The 15,106-nt window shown below is 67.3% G+C and carries 14 protein-coding genes; 5 read left to right on the forward strand and 9 right to left on the reverse strand.

Going from position 1 to position 15,106, the window contains the following annotated elements:
• The 5 genes from ACE3N6_RS00815 to ACE3N6_RS00835 form a co-directional block, all read left to right on the forward strand.
• A partial coding sequence (locus ACE3N6_RS00815) for an alpha/beta fold hydrolase (RefSeq protein WP_374243261.1) occupies positions 1-498 on the forward strand: 498 nt, incomplete at its 5' end.
• A gap of 52 nt (positions 499-550) precedes the next feature.
• A complete protein-coding gene (locus tag ACE3N6_RS00820; RefSeq protein WP_374243262.1) occupies positions 551-1,342 on the forward strand; it encodes a DUF2189 domain-containing protein in 792 nt (263 codons plus the stop codon).
• 146 nt (positions 1,343-1,488) lie between these two features.
• On the forward strand, positions 1,489-2,196 hold the full coding sequence (locus tag ACE3N6_RS00825; RefSeq protein ID WP_374243263.1) for an SIMPL domain-containing protein: 708 nt from the start codon (positions 1,489-1,491) through the stop codon (positions 2,194-2,196).
• A complete protein-coding gene (gene dtd, locus ACE3N6_RS00830) occupies positions 2,193-2,630 on the forward strand; it encodes a D-aminoacyl-tRNA deacylase (protein WP_374243264.1) in 438 nt (145 codons plus the stop codon). Before ACE3N6_RS00825 ends, dtd begins: the two co-directional genes overlap by 4 nt.
• On the forward strand, positions 2,599-3,147 hold the full coding sequence (locus ACE3N6_RS00835) for a C40 family peptidase (protein WP_374243265.1): 549 nt from the start codon (positions 2,599-2,601) through the stop codon (positions 3,145-3,147). The genes dtd and ACE3N6_RS00835 overlap by 32 nt, the downstream gene beginning before the upstream one ends.
• Positions 3,148-3,168: 21 nt before the next feature.
• Here ACE3N6_RS00835 and hemB read toward each other — a convergent pair whose 3' ends face one another.
• The 9 genes from hemB to ACE3N6_RS00880 form a co-directional block, all read right to left on the reverse strand.
• A complete protein-coding gene (gene hemB, locus ACE3N6_RS00840) occupies positions 3,169-4,179 on the reverse strand; it encodes a porphobilinogen synthase (protein ID WP_374243266.1) in 1,011 nt (336 codons plus the stop codon).
• Positions 4,180-4,359: 180 nt separating this feature from the next.
• Positions 4,360-5,793 carry a lipopolysaccharide biosynthesis protein gene (locus ACE3N6_RS00845; protein ID WP_374243267.1) on the reverse strand — a complete coding sequence of 478 codons (1,434 nt, stop codon included), beginning with the start codon at positions 5,791-5,793 and terminating at the stop codon, positions 4,360-4,362.
• Between the two features lie 226 nt (positions 5,794-6,019).
• Complete coding sequence (locus tag ACE3N6_RS00850; RefSeq protein ID WP_374243268.1) at positions 6,020-7,195, reverse strand: beta-L-arabinofuranosidase domain-containing protein; 1,176 nt, start codon at positions 7,193-7,195, stop codon at positions 6,020-6,022.
• A gap of 35 nt (positions 7,196-7,230) precedes the next feature.
• A complete protein-coding gene (locus ACE3N6_RS00855; RefSeq protein ID WP_374243269.1) occupies positions 7,231-8,088 on the reverse strand; it encodes an AAC(3) family N-acetyltransferase in 858 nt (285 codons plus the stop codon).
• Positions 8,085-9,506, reverse strand: a complete 1,422-nt coding sequence (locus tag ACE3N6_RS00860; protein ID WP_374243270.1) for a glycosyltransferase — start codon at positions 9,504-9,506, stop codon at positions 8,085-8,087. The genes ACE3N6_RS00855 and ACE3N6_RS00860 overlap by 4 nt, the downstream gene beginning before the upstream one ends.
• A complete protein-coding gene (locus ACE3N6_RS00865) occupies positions 9,499-10,749 on the reverse strand; it encodes a glycosyltransferase family 4 protein (RefSeq protein ID WP_374243271.1) in 1,251 nt (416 codons plus the stop codon). The genes ACE3N6_RS00860 and ACE3N6_RS00865 overlap by 8 nt, the downstream gene beginning before the upstream one ends.
• Positions 10,750-10,755: 6 nt before the next feature.
• Positions 10,756-12,294, reverse strand: coding sequence for an exosortase A (xrtA, locus tag ACE3N6_RS00870; protein ID WP_374243272.1), 1,539 nt, complete (start codon positions 12,292-12,294; stop codon positions 10,756-10,758).
• Positions 12,295-12,335: 41 nt separating this feature from the next.
• Positions 12,336-13,697: a putative O-glycosylation ligase, exosortase A system-associated gene (locus tag ACE3N6_RS00875; RefSeq protein WP_374243273.1), complete on the reverse strand. Its 1,362-nt coding sequence runs from the start codon at positions 13,695-13,697 to the stop codon at positions 12,336-12,338.
• 49 nt (positions 13,698-13,746) lie between these two features.
• Positions 13,747-15,099, reverse strand: a complete 1,353-nt coding sequence (locus ACE3N6_RS00880) for a phenylacetate--CoA ligase family protein (protein WP_374243274.1) — start codon at positions 15,097-15,099, stop codon at positions 13,747-13,749.
• Between the last annotated feature and the right edge of the window lie 7 nt (positions 15,100-15,106).

The following is a 15,106-nucleotide window of genomic DNA, read 5'->3' on the forward strand; positions in this document are numbered from 1 at the left end:
CCCAACCGGATCGCCGGCCTCGCCCTGGTCGGCTCGGTCGCCCCCATGCCGGTCGCCCCGCCCCTCCTCGACGCCACCCTCTCCGCCCGCGACAAGGCCCACCGGATGATCAACCAGTGGTCCTACGCCCCGGCGTCGCAGCTGGGCGCCAGCAGCGTCCCCGGGCTCAACCTCACCGCCATCAACGAGCGCCTGATGCAGCGCGCGGCGCCCGGCGTGCTGCACGCCGACATGTCCGCCTGCAACGCCTACACCGGCGGCTTCGACACCGCCGCCCGGGTCGACTGCCCGGTACTCCTCCTCAGCGCCGCCCAGGACCGCATGACCCCGCCCAAGGCCGTCGGCCCGCTGGCCAGCGCCTTCACCGCGGCTCAAAAGGTCAACAAGCTTGTCCTTCCTGGCGCAGGTCACGCCATGATGGCCGAAGCCCCCGGCGCCGTCCTCGACGCCCTTTGGCAATTCGCCGACACCCACTGCCGCACGAAGGCCGCCCCATGACCTGAACCAAATCCGCAGGCCATTCATCAAACAACCAAAAACGGAGACAAAAATGGCTCAGCAAACACCCCCGACAGAAGAGCAGGCCGCGTCCCTGCCCTTCCCCACGATCCGCAGCATCGGCGTTGGCGCGCCCTTCCGCTGGATCGCCCGCGGCTTCTCAGACCTCAAGGCCTGCGCCATCGCCAGCCTGTTCTACGGCTTCTGTTTCACCGGCATGGGCCTGCTGGTCACCATCGTCTTCTCCCGCGCCTACCAGTACACCTCGGCCGTCACCACCGGCTTCCTGCTCGTCGCCCCCTTCTTCGCGATGGGGCTGTACGAGCTGTCGCGCCAACGTCAGCTGGGCGAACCCTGCGCCCTGCTCCCCACCCTCACCGTGTGGCGTCGCAACCTCAGCAACATCGCGGTATTCGCCGCCGTGCTCACGGTCATCTTCCTGATCTGGGCACGCGCCTCGCTGGTCGTCTTCGCCATGTTCTACACCCAGGATCTGCCCACCCTCAGCGGCTTCCTGAGTCAGGTGCTATCCCTCGAGAACCTCGAGTTCCTGCTGGTTTACTTCGGCGTCGGCGCCATCTTCGCCCTGCTGGTGTTCGCCGTGAGTGTGGTCTCCATCCCCCTGATGCTCGACCGCAACCAGGACGCCGTCACCTCGATGATCGCCAGCATCCGTGCCCTGCTCGAGAACCCGCTGCCGCTGCTGGTGTGGGCCTTCCTGATCGTGAGCCTCACCCTCGTCGGCTTCCTCAGCTTCCACCTCGGCCTGGCGGTGCTGATGCCGGTAATCGGCCACGCCACCTGGCACGCCTACCAGGATCTGGTCGCCCCGCTGCCCGACTGAAGCGCCCACGGCGCGGGCAGCCAATTGCATTTCGGCCACACCCGGGCGGTGCCCGGAGCCGTTATTTTCATCCGCCCTTTGCAATCTGCCCCGGGCTGTGGCGAAAATGCGGCGTGCAACCCGGCTCCACTCACCGAAAGGCTGTCATGAAACTCCGCCCGCTTCGCCCGCTGGCCCTTGCGCTGCCGCTCGCCTTCGTGGCCGCAGCCGCCAACGCGGCCGACGCACCGCCGCTGCCCACCGCCGACATCGCCGTCGAGAGCAGCCGCTCCGCCCCCAACGACCAGTTCCGCGCCCAGGTTTTTGCCGAAGCCACCGACAGCAGCCCGGCCGAACTCGCCCGCAAGGTGAACGCCACCGTCGCCCACGCCCTCCAGCTCGCCCGCGCCTACCCCGCCGTCAAGGTGCAGACCGCCGGCAACAGCACCTACCCCATCTACGCCAAGACCGGCCGCAGCATCGAGGCCTGGCGGATGCGCTCGACCCTCGCCCTCGAAAGCAAGGACGCCAGCCAGCTCTCCGAGCTGGTCGGCAAACTCCAGCAAAGCATGGCCATCGGCGGCCTCTCGGCTGCCCCGTCGCCCGAAACCTGGAAGAAGATCGAGGACGAGGCCATCGCCGACGCCCTCGCCGCCTTCGAAGCCCGCGCCCGGCTGGTGGCCGGCAGCCTCCACAAAAAATGGCGGATCAAGCACGTCTCGGTGAACACCGGCGGCTACCAACCCCGCCAGCCGGCGGCACCCATGGTCCGCAGCGCCATGGCGATGGCCGAAGCCGCCCCCCCTGCCCCCATCGAGGGCGGCGACAGCCCGGTGGCCGTGTCGGTGAACGGTCAGATCGAACTGCTCGAATGATTGCCCTGATCCAGCGCGTCCTCGAAGCCCGCGTCACCGTGGGTGGCCGCACCGTCGGCGAGATCGGGCCCGGCCTGCTCGCCCTGGTGGCGGTCGAGCGCGGCGACCAGCCCGCCAACGCCACCCGGATGGTCGAGCGCCTGCTCGGCTACCGGGTGTTCGCGGACGACGCCGGGCGGATGAACCGCGCCCTCGCCGACACCGGCGGCGGGCTGCTGCTGGTGTCCCAATTCACCCTCGCCGCCGATACCAGCAAAGGCACGCGGGCCAGCTTCACCCCGGCCGCCTCGCCCGACGAAGCCGAAATCCTGTTCAACCGGCTGGTCGCCATCGCCCGCAGCCGTCACCCGGTGGTGGAAACCGGCGTGTTCGGCGCCGAGATGTCGATCTCGCTCATCAACCATGGCCCGGTCACCTTCCGTCTCACCGCTTGAACGCCGGCTGGCCGCCGTGGCCCTGGCGACGATCCTGGCGGGCTGCAGCCAGAGCCCGCCGCGCCCGCCCGCCACGGCCCCGGCGCCCCAGGTCAGCGCGCCGGCGAGGAGCTGGTTTGCCCTGCCCCGGAACGACCACGCCCAGGAGATGGTGATCTTTGCCCTCGGGCTGCTCGACACCGGCTATCGCTTCGGCGGCAAGAACCCCGAAGCCGGGCTCGACTGCAGCGGCATGGTGAGCTACGTGGTCGAACAGGTGAGCGGCAAGCGCCTGCCCTACAACGCCGCGGGTATCGCCGAACGCACCCGGCCGATTCCGACGCGCGCCGTTCGCCCGGGCGATCTGGTGTTCTTCAACACCCTGGGCCGCTCGTATTCGCACATGGGGATCTACGTGGGCGACGGCAAGTTTGTGCACGCCCCCAACAGCCGCGGCAAGGTGCGGGTCGATCGCCTCGACAACCGCTACTACGCCGAACGGTTCGAGGGTGCCCGCACCCTGCTGCCGGACGGTTGATCCGGCAGCCTTCGCGGCCGCTCAGGCGTCTTCTTTAAGCCAGCGGGCGGCGTCCAGCGCGTAATAGGTGAGGATGCCGTCGGCGCCGGCGCGCTTGAACGCCACCAGCGCCTCCAGCGCGCAGGCCTTTTCGTTCAGCCAGCCGTTGGCTGCAGCGGCCTTCAGCATCGCGTACTCGCCGCTCACCTGATAGACGTAGGTGGGCACCTGCAGCTCGGTTTTCACCCGACGGACGATGTCGAGGTAGGGCATGCCGGGCTTGACCATGAACATGTCGGCACCTTCCGAGATGTCCAGCGCCACTTCACGCAGGGCTTCGTCCGAATTGGCCGGGTCCATCTGGTAGGTGTACTTGTTGCCCTTGCCCAGGTTGCCGGCCGACCCCACCGCGTCGCGGAAGGGGCCGTAGAAGCTCGACGCGTACTTGGCCGAGTAGGCCAGGATGCGGGTGTAGATCTGGCGGGCTGCGTCGAGTTCGGCGCGGATGCGGGCAACCCGGCCGTCCATCATGTCGGACGGCGCCACCACGTCGGCACCGGCCTGGGCGTGGCACAGCGCCTGCTTGGCCAGCACCTCGAGGGTCTCGTCGTTGAGCACGTAGCCGGTATCGTCGATCAGCCCATCCTGGCCGTGGCTGGTGTAGGGGTCGAGGGCCACGTCGGTGATGACCCCCAGTTCGGGGAAGCGTGCCTTCAGGGCCTGCACCACGCGGGGAACCAGGCCATCGGGATTGAACGCCTCTTCTGCCCCCAGTGACTTCTTGCCGTCCTCCACCACCGGGAACAGGGCCAGGGCCGGCACGCCCAGGGCTACCGCCTCTTCGGCCATGTGCAGCAGCCTGTCCAACGAGACGCGGCTCACCCCGGGCATCGAGGCCACGGGCTGGTTGATGCCCTCGCCTTCGAGCACGAAGACGGGGTAGATCAGATCGTCGGCAGACAGCCGATGCTCGCGCATCAGGCGGCGGGAGAAATCGTCGCGGCGCATGCGACGCATGCGGGTGTTCGGAAAGGCGGAATGAACTGGCTTCATGGCGGTCTCGCGGTACTTACATCTGGATACGAAATGTCGCAGGAACTAAGTTCCAGGGTGACAAGACTAACACGCAGATGGTGACGAACCGTCTCCCGCTATACCTCCCTGAGCGGGTGCCTTGAGCAAGCAAGGCAACTTTGGCCCCCGGCACCCCCTCGCCGGGGGTTTTTTATTTGCTCACCGCCCCGAGAGGCGACGCACCACGGCACCCACCTCGACGCCCACCGGGTGACGCGTGACCATCACCCCGACAACCCAGCCCACCGACGAGGCGAGGATGCAGCCCACCACACCGAAGAACGGGGACGCCTGGGCAAAGGCCAGCTTGAAAGCCAGACACGAGGCGGACGCGCTCAGGGCCACCAGCACCGACGGCCCGATCGCCGCCCCCACCTGGGTCAGCTCGATGCCGAACAGCCGGCGGAGCACCAGCAGGGTATAGACGGTCATCACCAGATCGCCGATGGCGATGCCCGCCGTCACGTGGTCGAGGGAATAGGCGCTGGCCAGCAGGATCAGCACCACCTTGATCGGCTGCCCTACCAGCTGGAAGCGCAGGGTGTACTTGGACTTGCCGGTTCCGCTCACCATGGCGGCGCCGGTCACCGCGATCGTGAGCGCCGCCGAGCCTACGCACAGGATGCGCGCCGGCTCGATGATCCGGGCCCACTGGTCACCATACAGCAGCAGCACGATGGAATCCATGGCCAGGGCCATGCAGGCAAACAGCGGGAAGGCCAGCGCGCTCAGGTAGCAGATGCTCTTCAGGAACTGATCGCCCACGCTCTCGCCATCCCGATGGGTGCGGGCGAAGGCGGGCATCAGCACCGGGGTTAGCCCCTCCATGATGGACCGGAAGGCCAGACCGACCACCCCCAGGGAGCGCGCCAGATAGCCCGCGGTCTCGATGCTCATCGCCTTGCCGACGATCATCTCGGGGGCCGACAGACCGAACTCCCACAGCAGCGACGAACCGCAGAAGCGGCCACCGGTGCGCAGGATGTGCCGCCACTCGGAGAACTCGATACGGATCGGCACGTCGTACTTGGTGAGCATCACGGTCATGATGACCGTGAGCGTGGTGCTGGCCACCGCGCCCCAGGCCAGGCCGATGAAGCCGACGCCGATCGAACACAGGCCGATCGACACCGCCGCCTGCAGCGCGCTGGACGCCAGGTTGATGCGCAGGATCTTGTCGAAGTTGAGGTTGCGCTTGAGGATCGCCATCGACACGGAGCCGAAGGGCAGCAGGAAAAAGTTGATCGACAGGACATGCATGACCTGCCCGATCCCCTCTTCCCGGTAGAACGCTGCGATCGGTGCCGCCACGACCCAGGTGACCACCGCCGCGGTCCAGCTGACGATCACCGCGATGGTGGCCGCCGTCTGGAGCCGCTTGGGGGTGAGATCGCGCTCCTGGATGAGGTAGCTGGTGATGCCCAGATCCCGGACCGCGTGGGACAAGGCGAGGATGAGGCTCCCGATGGAGAAGATGCCGATTTCTTCCGGGGAGAGCAGTCGCGCCAGCACCACCGACGAGACGAACTGAATGACGAACACGATGGCTTTCTCACCAACCGAGAGAAAGACCGCTTTTTTTACATTAGCCATGAAGTGTGGACACGTGTCGCCCCGGATACATCGACTCAGGCATCAGCGGCATCGGCGCAAGTGAGAATGAATGAGCGACACCCGCAGCAGCCGGACCGCGCGTTGAGTCGAGCCCGCAAGTGTACCTTACGAGCCCACAGCATCACACAGTTACCCTACATGCAACGACGATTCGTGGCGTGTCTGTGCAAACAATTGTTCCCTGTCGCGCCTGCTCCGTGCGATTTCAGACAGCCGGACCCTTCAGGCCGTACAGCCCGCCGGCCCGGTTGGCGGAGTCCATCATCAGGGCGTCGGCATAGAACTTGGTTGCCCAGTTGGGGAGCTGCCACGGATGATAGCCCCCGTTTATCGGGTGGGAGCCCTTGATGCCGCCGATCAATTCACGCTCGTCGCCGGCGAGGCGCTGGGTGCGCTTGACGAAGCCCAGCACACGGGTGGTGGCGTCCCGGTAGCGCGCGTCTCCGGTGATCTGGAACAGCCGGCCCCAGTTGATGCCCAGCTGACAATCGCCGGTCAGGCACGACCACTTCACCGTGGGACGCCAGTCGTGATCGAAGCGCCCCGGCAGGAAGCCGTCGGCGGGCAAGGCCGCCACCATCGCATCGCCGATCTGGCGGGCGGCCTGGATGAAGTCGTCCCGGCCGGCGTAGTCGCCGATCTCGAGCAGCCCGCGCATGGCGTAGGCGATGGTGTGGGTGAAGGGCTGGGCGTTGTCCTGCAGGCAGTTGGTGTCCAGCCAGCCGTTGGCGCGGGCCTGGGTGAGCGCCCACTCGCAGTTGCGCACCGCGGCGTCGAGAAAGCGGCGCTCGCCGGTAATCTCGTGGGCGCGGGCAAGGCTCCAGGCAGAGCGGGTGTTGTAGGTGTTCACCGACTTGCCGGTCATCGGCGAGCCGAACTTCCGCCAGCAGCCGTCCTCGTCCATGATGTCGCACAGCCAGTTGGAGGCGCGCACCGCGGCGTTCCGGTAGGCTTCGTTGCGCTCCTCCTCGAAGGCCCGCACCCAGCCGAAGATCACCTGCCCGGTGTTGAACACCGTCGGCTGGTCGGAGTCGCCCAGGGCCCCGGCCAGCACGCCGCCGTCGGGCAGCTGGATGTCGATCTCCCAGTCCGCCATCCGGCGGGCCCGGACGCGGCAGTCGTCGTCGCCGCTCAGGGCGGCGTAGCGATACAGCGTGGGGATGATGTAGCCGGTGGTCTCCGGGTAAGACGGCGCCCAGCGGCGCGAACGGACCAGATAGGTCTGGGCGACACCGCCGTTGCCGGTCACGTCATGGGCAAGCTTGAGCCAGGCGATGGCGGCGTCGAGGTGAATGCGGTTGTCGACCGGCGTCGTCATGCCGATGCCGAAGGTATCGCGTAGCACGAAGCCCTTCTGGCGGAGAGTTTCACTGAGGCTCATCGTTGAATTCCAGGGTTGAGGGGGCGCCGCGCCGGCTAGGGCCGGGCGGGCGCCTTTTCAGGCATGTCGAAGAAGTGGGCGCCGCCCGCCACGAAGCGGGCAGATTCGCGGCTGTGCTCGGCCGCCCGGATCCAGGTGAGGCGGGTGTTGCCGACGCGACCGTGGTGCAGTACCCCGACCTTGTCGAGGTGGGCCGCCAGCCGCGGCTCCCGACGCAGCTTGTTAGCCTGGGCGGCCAGCACCCGCACCGCGCAGGTGCGCCGCTCGCCGGCCCGGTCGATCACCACGCCGCTGTGCAGGGCCGGCTCGTAGAGGGGGAAGGGCAGCGTCGAGGCGAGTTGATCCTCGACGAAATGGGTATAGGTGAAGCTTGAGAACGGCGCGTCGAAGCCCAGGATCAGGGCATCGCGCGCGAGCAGGCGGGCAAAGGGGGATTCGCCACCGAAGGGCTTCTCGGCGGCCTCGTGCCCGGCGACGAAGGCCTCGGCGTCGCGCCCCCAGGCGAGCAGCGGGTGAGTCACGCTGAGGCTGCGCACCACGCCTTCGCTGCGCCGGAAAACCTCGGAGACGATGCCCATCATCGACGGACTGCGGGCCACGTTCATGGGCTTGCCGGTGGCGAGCCACTGGGCCGAACTCATGTTGTGGTAGGGCATCGACATCATGACCAGCAGGCCCTCCGGGCCCACGGCCTCCTTGAGGGTGCGCACCACGTCTGCCGGCTTGCCCTTGAAGCCGTTGAGGGGCAGCCAGGAGGAATGGACGACGAGCGTCGAGCCGGGCACCACGCCGATCCCGCGCAGGCGGGCGGCGAGTTCCTGCGGGCCGTAGGCCCAGATCGTGCGGGCGGCAGTTTCCTTGAGCTTTTGCTTGAGCGACGCGAGCACGCTCATTGCCCCGCCCTCCCCGGCCGCCCCTCGACCACCTCGTCCAGCAGGCGGGCGAAGCGCTCGGTGATGGCCTTGCGGTCGAACTGGGCGAGGTAGGCGTCGTCGGCCTGGACGGTCTCGGGCACCGGCCGGGCGAGCCAGTCGCGCAGCATGGCCTCGCAGGCATCGACGGACTCGGCCGGGACCGCCTTGCCCAGGCCCGCCCGCTCGATGATCTGCTGGGTGGCACCCGGGTCGCACAGGGCAAAGATGGGCCGGCGAACCGACACGTACTCGAAGAGCTTGCCCGGGATCACGCCGTCGGAGGTCTCGCCGGTATCCACGATGAGCAGCAGGTAGTCGCAGTTGACCTGGGCGTTCATCGCCTCGCCGTAGCTCACGTCGCCGACGAAATCGTAGAGGTGGCCGATGCCGTACTCGGCGATGATCTGGTCGTAGCGCCGCTGGATCGCCGGCTCGACCCCGCCGACGATGCGCACCCGCGCCCGGTTGGCGAGCGCCGGATCGGCGCGGTGAATGCGCCCGAGCGCTTCGGCGAAGGCGTAGCCCTTGCGGTTCTTGAACAGCCGGCCGGTGTAGACGAACTCGACGGTGTCGCCGGTGAACGGCCGGGTGCGCTGACGGCTACCGTACAGCTCGGTGTCGTAGCCGTTGGTGAGGGTTTCCCAGCGGGCCTTGAGGCCCGGGTGCAGCCGCTGCATGTAGGCGGTCTTGGGCTCCGACACGGTGACGATAACGTCCGCGCGGCGGAGCAGCCGGCGCTCCATCCGGAACTCCATCTTCTTGCGCCAGGCCGGCATCCACTCCCGCAGCACGTCGCCGTACCACAGGTCGCGGTAGTCGGCGATCCACGGCAGCCCGGTTTCCTTGCGCAGGGCGTAGCCGACGAACATGCTGGAGAACGGAGGCAGCGTGGTGTAGATGGCGTCGATGCGGCGCTCGGCGCACAGCGCGCGGCACACCCTGAGCGCATCCTTCGCCCACGGGCGGAAGTCGTCCGGGACGTTGACCAGGGTGCGCAGGACCCAGCGGATCGCGCCGTGGGCCCGATCCATCAGCCCGCCGCCACCCTGGGCAGCGGGCGCGCGCGCGGCAGCCGACGCGGGCCGGACAGCCGGGGCACCGGCAGAGACAGGCGCCGGCGACGCCGGCTTGCGACCGAGCAGCCGCTTCACGGTGTCGGCGATCTCTTCTTCGAGGTTGCGCAGCGGCAGGCGGACAATCTCGTCGCCGTCGATGATCTCGGCCATCAGCGCCTCGTCGTAGATGCCCTCCCGCCCCGAGGGCTGCAGGGTGACGACGATGCAGCGCCAGCCGAACCGGCGCAGGTGCTCGACGAACTTGACGGTGCGAATCCGGCCGATGGTCTTGAGGGGTGGAAACTCGCCGGCAATGACCAGCAGGGTGCGCTGTTCAGCCACGCTTGCCTCCTTCGCGCTGCAGCCGTTCGCACAAATCCTGGAAAAGCCGGGCGCTGCGCTCCCAGCTGTGGGCCTGGGCGTGGGCCAGGGCGCCGGCTTCGAGGCGGGCACGGAAGGCGTCGTCCCCCAGGATGGACAGGATCGCCGCGGCGATCTCGTCAACCCGCTCGCCATTCACCAGCAGGCCGCTCACGCCCTCCCGGACGGCCTCGACGGCACCGCCCGCCCGACCGCCCACCACCGCCCGGCCGCAGGCGTTGGCCTCAAGAAAGGTCAGCCCGAAGCCCTCGGTGTCGCCGTCGGGCATGGTGCGGTTGGGCATGGCGAACAGGGTGGCGCTACGGTAGGCGGCGAGCAGGTCGAAGTCGTCCAGGGCGCCGGCCAGAGTGATGCTGTGGGCAACCCCCGATGCCTTGATGAGCGCCTCCAGCTCGGCCCGCTGGGGGCCATCGCCGATGATGAGAAGGTGGCTGTCGGGGTGGGCGGCGAAGATCTGCGGCCATGCGCGGATGGTCTGGTCGAACCCCTTGCGGGCCACGAGCCGGCCTACAGTGACCACGATGCGCTTGCCGACGAGGCCGAAGCGACGCCGGAAGCGGATGTCGTCCGGCCCCGGGGTGAAGCGCTGGGTGTCGACCCCGTTCTCGATCAGGCTGACCCGCTCCGGGGGAAGTCCGATGTCGTCCACCAGCACGCGGCGGGTGAAGCGGCTCACCGCCACCACCGCATCGGCAGCCCGCAGGTGGAAGGCCCGCCGGTTGCCGAAGGAGCCGGCGTCGAACCGGGTGGTGACCTCTTCGCCGTGCACGTAGAGCACCATCCGCTTGCCGAAGAAGCGCTGGAAGAACTCACCCAGCCAGGCGGTGGACGCGAGCTCGCCGATGCAGATCACCTCCACCCCGTAGCGCCGCATGAGCTGCCAGACTTTCCAGACAACCCGCACCCGCAGGGGGATGTCGATGGTCAGGAAGCGCCAGGCGGAGATCAGCTTGTGGGCCGGCGGGGCGATCTGCGGTCGAAGCAGATCGAGCCGATACACCGGAAACCCGCAGCGCTCGTCGTGGGCCTGCCATCCGGCGATCTCGGAACCGTCGCTGTAGTCCCGCCGGGTCGCCAGGGCAACCATCCGCCCTTTCGGGGCGTAGCGGCACAGGTTTGCATAGACGGTCGCAGACCCGCCCTGAATCGGCGTGAAGATGCTGGCGACGATGAGACATGCGCCAACCGGCGCGTTACGGGTCATCGATCCTTATTTCCTGTCGGTGGTTGCAGTTTGCTCGAGGTCGGCCAGGATCCCCGCCAGGTGTTCGCTGGCAAAGGCGGCGGTCGTCACCCGCGCGGCCTCGACGCTCTCGCGACTATAGGCGGTGATTGCGACAGCTGCTGCATCGTCGCCCCGGCCGCGGAGCCGCGACGCGGCTTCGAGGATCTTGCTGGTGAAATCGCTGGTGGTGGTCATGCCATTCACCCAGTAGAAGTGATAGACGGCCGCGTGCAAGCCGCTCTTCACGAAGCCCTCCAGCCGCAGCGTGGGCAGGTTCGGCTTGTCCCCGGGCGGCTGGGTGGAGATCGACCAGCCCCAGTTCTTGGTGGGCTCCAGCTGGTTCTGGACGTTGACCAGCTCGGCGCCCTGAGTCTGGTTGCGGTAGTAGGCGATGAACACATCGACCGGCTGACCGTTGTAAAGATAAGTGACCTGATGCACCGCCCGAGCCCCCGGGAAGCGCGGACGGATCGCCTCGTCGGCCGGCGCAGCCTGGGGCAGCGCCGCGAGGGATTCAAGACGCAGCACCGGCGCATCGGCAGAGACCGGCGCATTGAGCATCTGGGCCACGGCGTGCCAGGAATAAGGAACCGCCGCGGCAAGGAGGGTTGCCCCCAGCACCGCCGGCGTGGCCACCCGCCCCGCTGCGCGAAACGGCTCGACTTCCGGCGTTTTGTCGCGCCAGCGGGCGCCGACCGCGAAGCTCAGGAAGATCGAAACGCCGAAGATCACCCAGCCGAGCGCGATGTGGCTCAGGCCCAGGCCCCACTCGTTGGCGGTCTTGTGGGCCACCATCACGATGACGTAGGCGCGGATCCAGTTGGCCACCAGCGGCATCAGGATGGCCCAGAGCATGAACAGCAGGCGCTTGTGCCACTTGGTGTAGGTGAGGTAGGCGAACACCGCACCGATGAAGACCGAGGTCAGCAGGTAGCGGATACCGCCGCAGGCTTCCACCACCGACCACTGGCCGCTGGGGATCACGAAGTTGCGACCTTCCTGGTACACCGGCACGCCGCTGTGGCGCAGCGCCACCACCGTCGCATCGGCCGTCCAGTTCATCAGGACCGGCAGGATCTCCTGGCCGAAAGGCACCGCGAAGAGCAGGAAGAACAGCGGCCCGAGCACGCGCCGGAACACGGCGTCGCCCGTCACCGCCCACACCGCGCCGATCATCATCAGCACGATCGCGAACTGGACCACCGCCGCCACCGCCACCAGCTCGCCGAGCATGGCGAGGAAGCCGGTGAAGACGAGCGCGGCAAAGCCCTTCAACGAGGGGCTGCAGAACGCGCCTTTCAAGGCCGGCAGCTTGGTCCAGAGCAGGTAGGCGACCACCACGAGCACCACATGGCCGTGCTCATGGCTGGGCAGCGTCTCCCAGGCTTCCAGCATCATCGCGACCTGGGCGCGGAAGCTGAAGAGGATCGCCGCCCAGGCGACCAGTACCATCGCCAGCGCGAGCACACCGCTGCTCCGGGGGGCGCTGGCGCGCAGTTCCCTGTCGATCGGATGGTCAGTCATGGCAGTCGATTCACGAACGGAAGAAGTCATCGATGTGTCAGTCAGTGCATGCTGGCGCGCAGCCGGTCGATCTCATCCGGCACCGCCGGCCCGCCTTGCGGCGCCGGCGTCGGCCTGGCGGCAGCCGGCTCCTCGCTCAGTTTTTTCCTGACGAGCTTCTCGGTCATCACCACAATGCCCATGAAGTAGAAAGGCATATCCCAGTTGGCCAGACTCAGGAAGGCGCCCCCAACCGCGAACCCGATCAGGCTGACCTTCACCATCGACCCCAGCAGCCCGGCCCATTCCAGGTCGGGGCGGCCGGCGGAGAGTTTCATCAGCCGGCCCGCGGTGCGGTAGGTAAGGCCCCAGAACAGCAGGTATAGGAACAGCCCGATGTAGCCATGCTGGCCCAGCACCTGGAAGTAGATGCTGTGCGCCACCAGGACGTTGTTCGGCTCCGGGGCGTACATCTGGAAGACCAGCGGCGTGGCCGTCAGGAAGCCCGCGCCGAGAATCCGGCTGTTGGCGATGTTGGTCGCCATCATCCAGGCGTTGATCCGGCCGAGCGCCGACTCATCCTGGTCGTAGGTCTTGATGGTTCCCATCCGCGAGGTCCACTCGTCGGGCATGAAGAAGAACAGCGCCGGGGCCAGCAGGATCAGCACCAGCCCGATGGTCACCTTCGACTTGCTGCGCCACCAGAACACCGAAGACATCGCCCCGATGGACAGCAGCGCCCCGCGAGAGTGGCTGCCGATGGCGGCCACCGCGCACAGGGCCATGACGACATAGATCGCGCGCCGGACCCAGGTCCTGCCGAAGGGCCGCAGCACGGGCAGCTCGACCACCTTGTCCACCTGCTGGGCCAGGAAGTACAGGAGCGGGATGGTGATGACGAGCGCCACCGCAAGCTCGTTGTTGCCTTCGACCACGCTGGCCGGCGGCCCCCACACCCGGAACGACCCACCGGTCATCAAGGTGAACAGCCCGCCCTTGGCACCGAAATAGGCAATCGACATTGCCGTCACGCCAACGAAACCGGTAATCTGTTCCCGCGTCTGCAGCGTGGAGGCGACCACCAGTACCATGATGAACACCTTCAACACGTCGTAGTAGACGGCCAGGCTGTCTGCCTGATGAATGGCGGTGACTGCCGTGATGCCCATCCAGATCATGTAAATGATGAGCACCGTCACCGGCGGCGCCATGGGTGAGCTGATGCGCTTGGAGTTGGTCGCAGCGCCAACCACGATGAGCACGGCGGAGATCATCGCCAGCGGCATCGAGTAGGCGATCCCCCAGCCCAGGCGGTGCGGGTTCATCAGACCGATCCACACCCACAGCAGCGCGCCGTTGTACGGCGCCCTCAAAGCCTTGAGGGCGCCGTACGAGAAGACCATCAGGATCAGTATGTCACGCACTGCCGTTGCCCCATTCGGTCGCTAAGACCGTCAAACCACTTCGGTACCTTCAAGCCGCAATGCGGCTGATTACGTAACGGAACTTGCCGGACGCCTCGGCCGGGATCGTATCCACCAGCCGGACATCGATGCTCACCGCGTCGCCGAGACGACGCTTCAGCCCGCTCTCGATGCGCCCCACGTCGGCCGGCTCGAAGGCCGCACCGGGGATGACGAAGACCGTCGTCAGCGCCTTGGTCTCCTGGACGATCTTGAACGATGCGACCCCGGGAATATCCCGCAGCACATAGATCAGCGACAGGCCGTGCATCACGGTTCCGTCGGCTGCAATCACGAAGTCGGTGCTGCGCCCCTGGATCTCGCTCAGAATGGGCAAACCCCGACCACACGGACACGCATGATCGCTCAGGACACCGACATCGCCCGTGCGGTAGCGCACGAATGGGTAATCTCTTGTTGCGAGGTGGGTGACCACGATCTCGCCCGATTGCCCCGGCGGCAGCACCTTGCCGTCGCTGTCGACGATCTCGACGACGATGTCCTCGGCGGTGATGTGCATCGAGCCCGACGGGCAGGCGTGGGCGATGAAACCCGCGTCGCGGCCGCCGTAGCCGTTGGCGACGGGCGCCTTGAACAGCCGGGCGATGAGGTCGCGCTGGTGGTCGTAGAGGCGCTCGGAGGTGACGAACACCACCTTGATGCCCAGGTCGTCCAGGCGGATGCCTTTCTTTTCGGCGTGGGCGGCGATGTGGCTGATCGCCGACGGGTAGCCGAAAAGCATCTTCGGACGCATCTCGCGGATGCGCGCGATGAAACCTTCCACCTTGGCGTCGGACATCTCGAAGGCGGGCAGCAGTTCGGTGCGCATCAGCTTGTCGCGGATCAGGCGCACACGGTCCTGGGTGCCCAGCTCGATGGGCGAGCCCCAGATGACGATCTCCGGATCGCCGATGTCCACGTCCCACCAGCGGGTGGCGCGCCACTTGGCGGCCACGTCGTGGGTGACCCGCTCGGTGCCGATGAAGAAGATCAGCGGCTCGCCGCTGGAGCCCCCGGTGTTGAAGCGCGCCAGCCCCTTCGCGTCGTCGGCGCGCAGGCCATCGCTCTTCTGCTTGATCGTCGCCTTGGTGAGAAAGGGCAGCTTCTGCAGGTCGGCCGGGCCGGTCACCGCCTTCGGGTCGAAGCCGGTACGGGCGAAGAGTTCGCGGTAGTACGGCGTGTGGGTGCCGATGTCGGCGAGGAAGGCCCTCAGCCGCTGGGCCTGCTTTTCGAGGATGCGCTCCCGGGGCCACCACTGGACGTCTTCCATCTCCTGGCGGATCGCGACGGTGTCGTGATGCTTCAGGCGCTCCTGGACGGGGAAGAGGACGTTGGCGACGAAGCGGGTGTAAAGGTCAGACATGTGGGCT

It is taken from the genome of Zoogloea sp. (assembly GCF_041904905.1).
Lineage (GTDB): Bacteria > Pseudomonadota > Gammaproteobacteria > Burkholderiales > Rhodocyclaceae > Zoogloea.

Excerpts from the sequence above, each read along its gene's own strand:
- ACE3N6_RS00820 (WP_374243262.1), top strand. The coding sequence starts at position 551 with ATGGCTCAGCAAACACCCCCGACAGAAGAGCAGGCCGCGTCCCTGCCC.
- ACE3N6_RS00825 (WP_374243263.1), top strand. The coding sequence starts at position 1,489 with ATGAAACTCCGCCCGCTTCGCCCGCTGGCCCTTGCGCTGCCGCTCGCC.
- dtd (WP_374243264.1), top strand. The coding sequence starts at position 2,193 with ATGATTGCCCTGATCCAGCGCGTCCTCGAAGCCCGCGTCACCGTGGGT.
- ACE3N6_RS00835 (WP_374243265.1), top strand. The coding sequence starts at position 2,599 with ATGGCCCGGTCACCTTCCGTCTCACCGCTTGAACGCCGGCTGGCCGCC.
- hemB (WP_374243266.1), bottom strand. The coding sequence starts at position 4,179 with ATGAAGCCAGTTCATTCCGCCTTTCCGAACACCCGCATGCGTCGCATG.
- ACE3N6_RS00845 (WP_374243267.1), bottom strand. The coding sequence starts at position 5,793 with ATGGCTAATGTAAAAAAAGCGGTCTTTCTCTCGGTTGGTGAGAAAGCC.
- ACE3N6_RS00850 (WP_374243268.1), bottom strand. The coding sequence starts at position 7,195 with ATGAGCCTCAGTGAAACTCTCCGCCAGAAGGGCTTCGTGCTACGCGAT.
- ACE3N6_RS00855 (WP_374243269.1), bottom strand. The coding sequence starts at position 8,088 with ATGAGCGTGCTCGCGTCGCTCAAGCAAAAGCTCAAGGAAACTGCCGCC.
- ACE3N6_RS00865 (WP_374243271.1), bottom strand. The coding sequence starts at position 10,749 with ATGACCCGTAACGCGCCGGTTGGCGCATGTCTCATCGTCGCCAGCATC.
- xrtA (WP_374243272.1), bottom strand. The coding sequence starts at position 12,294 with ATGACTGACCATCCGATCGACAGGGAACTGCGCGCCAGCGCCCCCCGG.
- ACE3N6_RS00880 (WP_374243274.1), bottom strand. The coding sequence starts at position 15,099 with ATGTCTGACCTTTACACCCGCTTCGTCGCCAACGTCCTCTTCCCCGTC.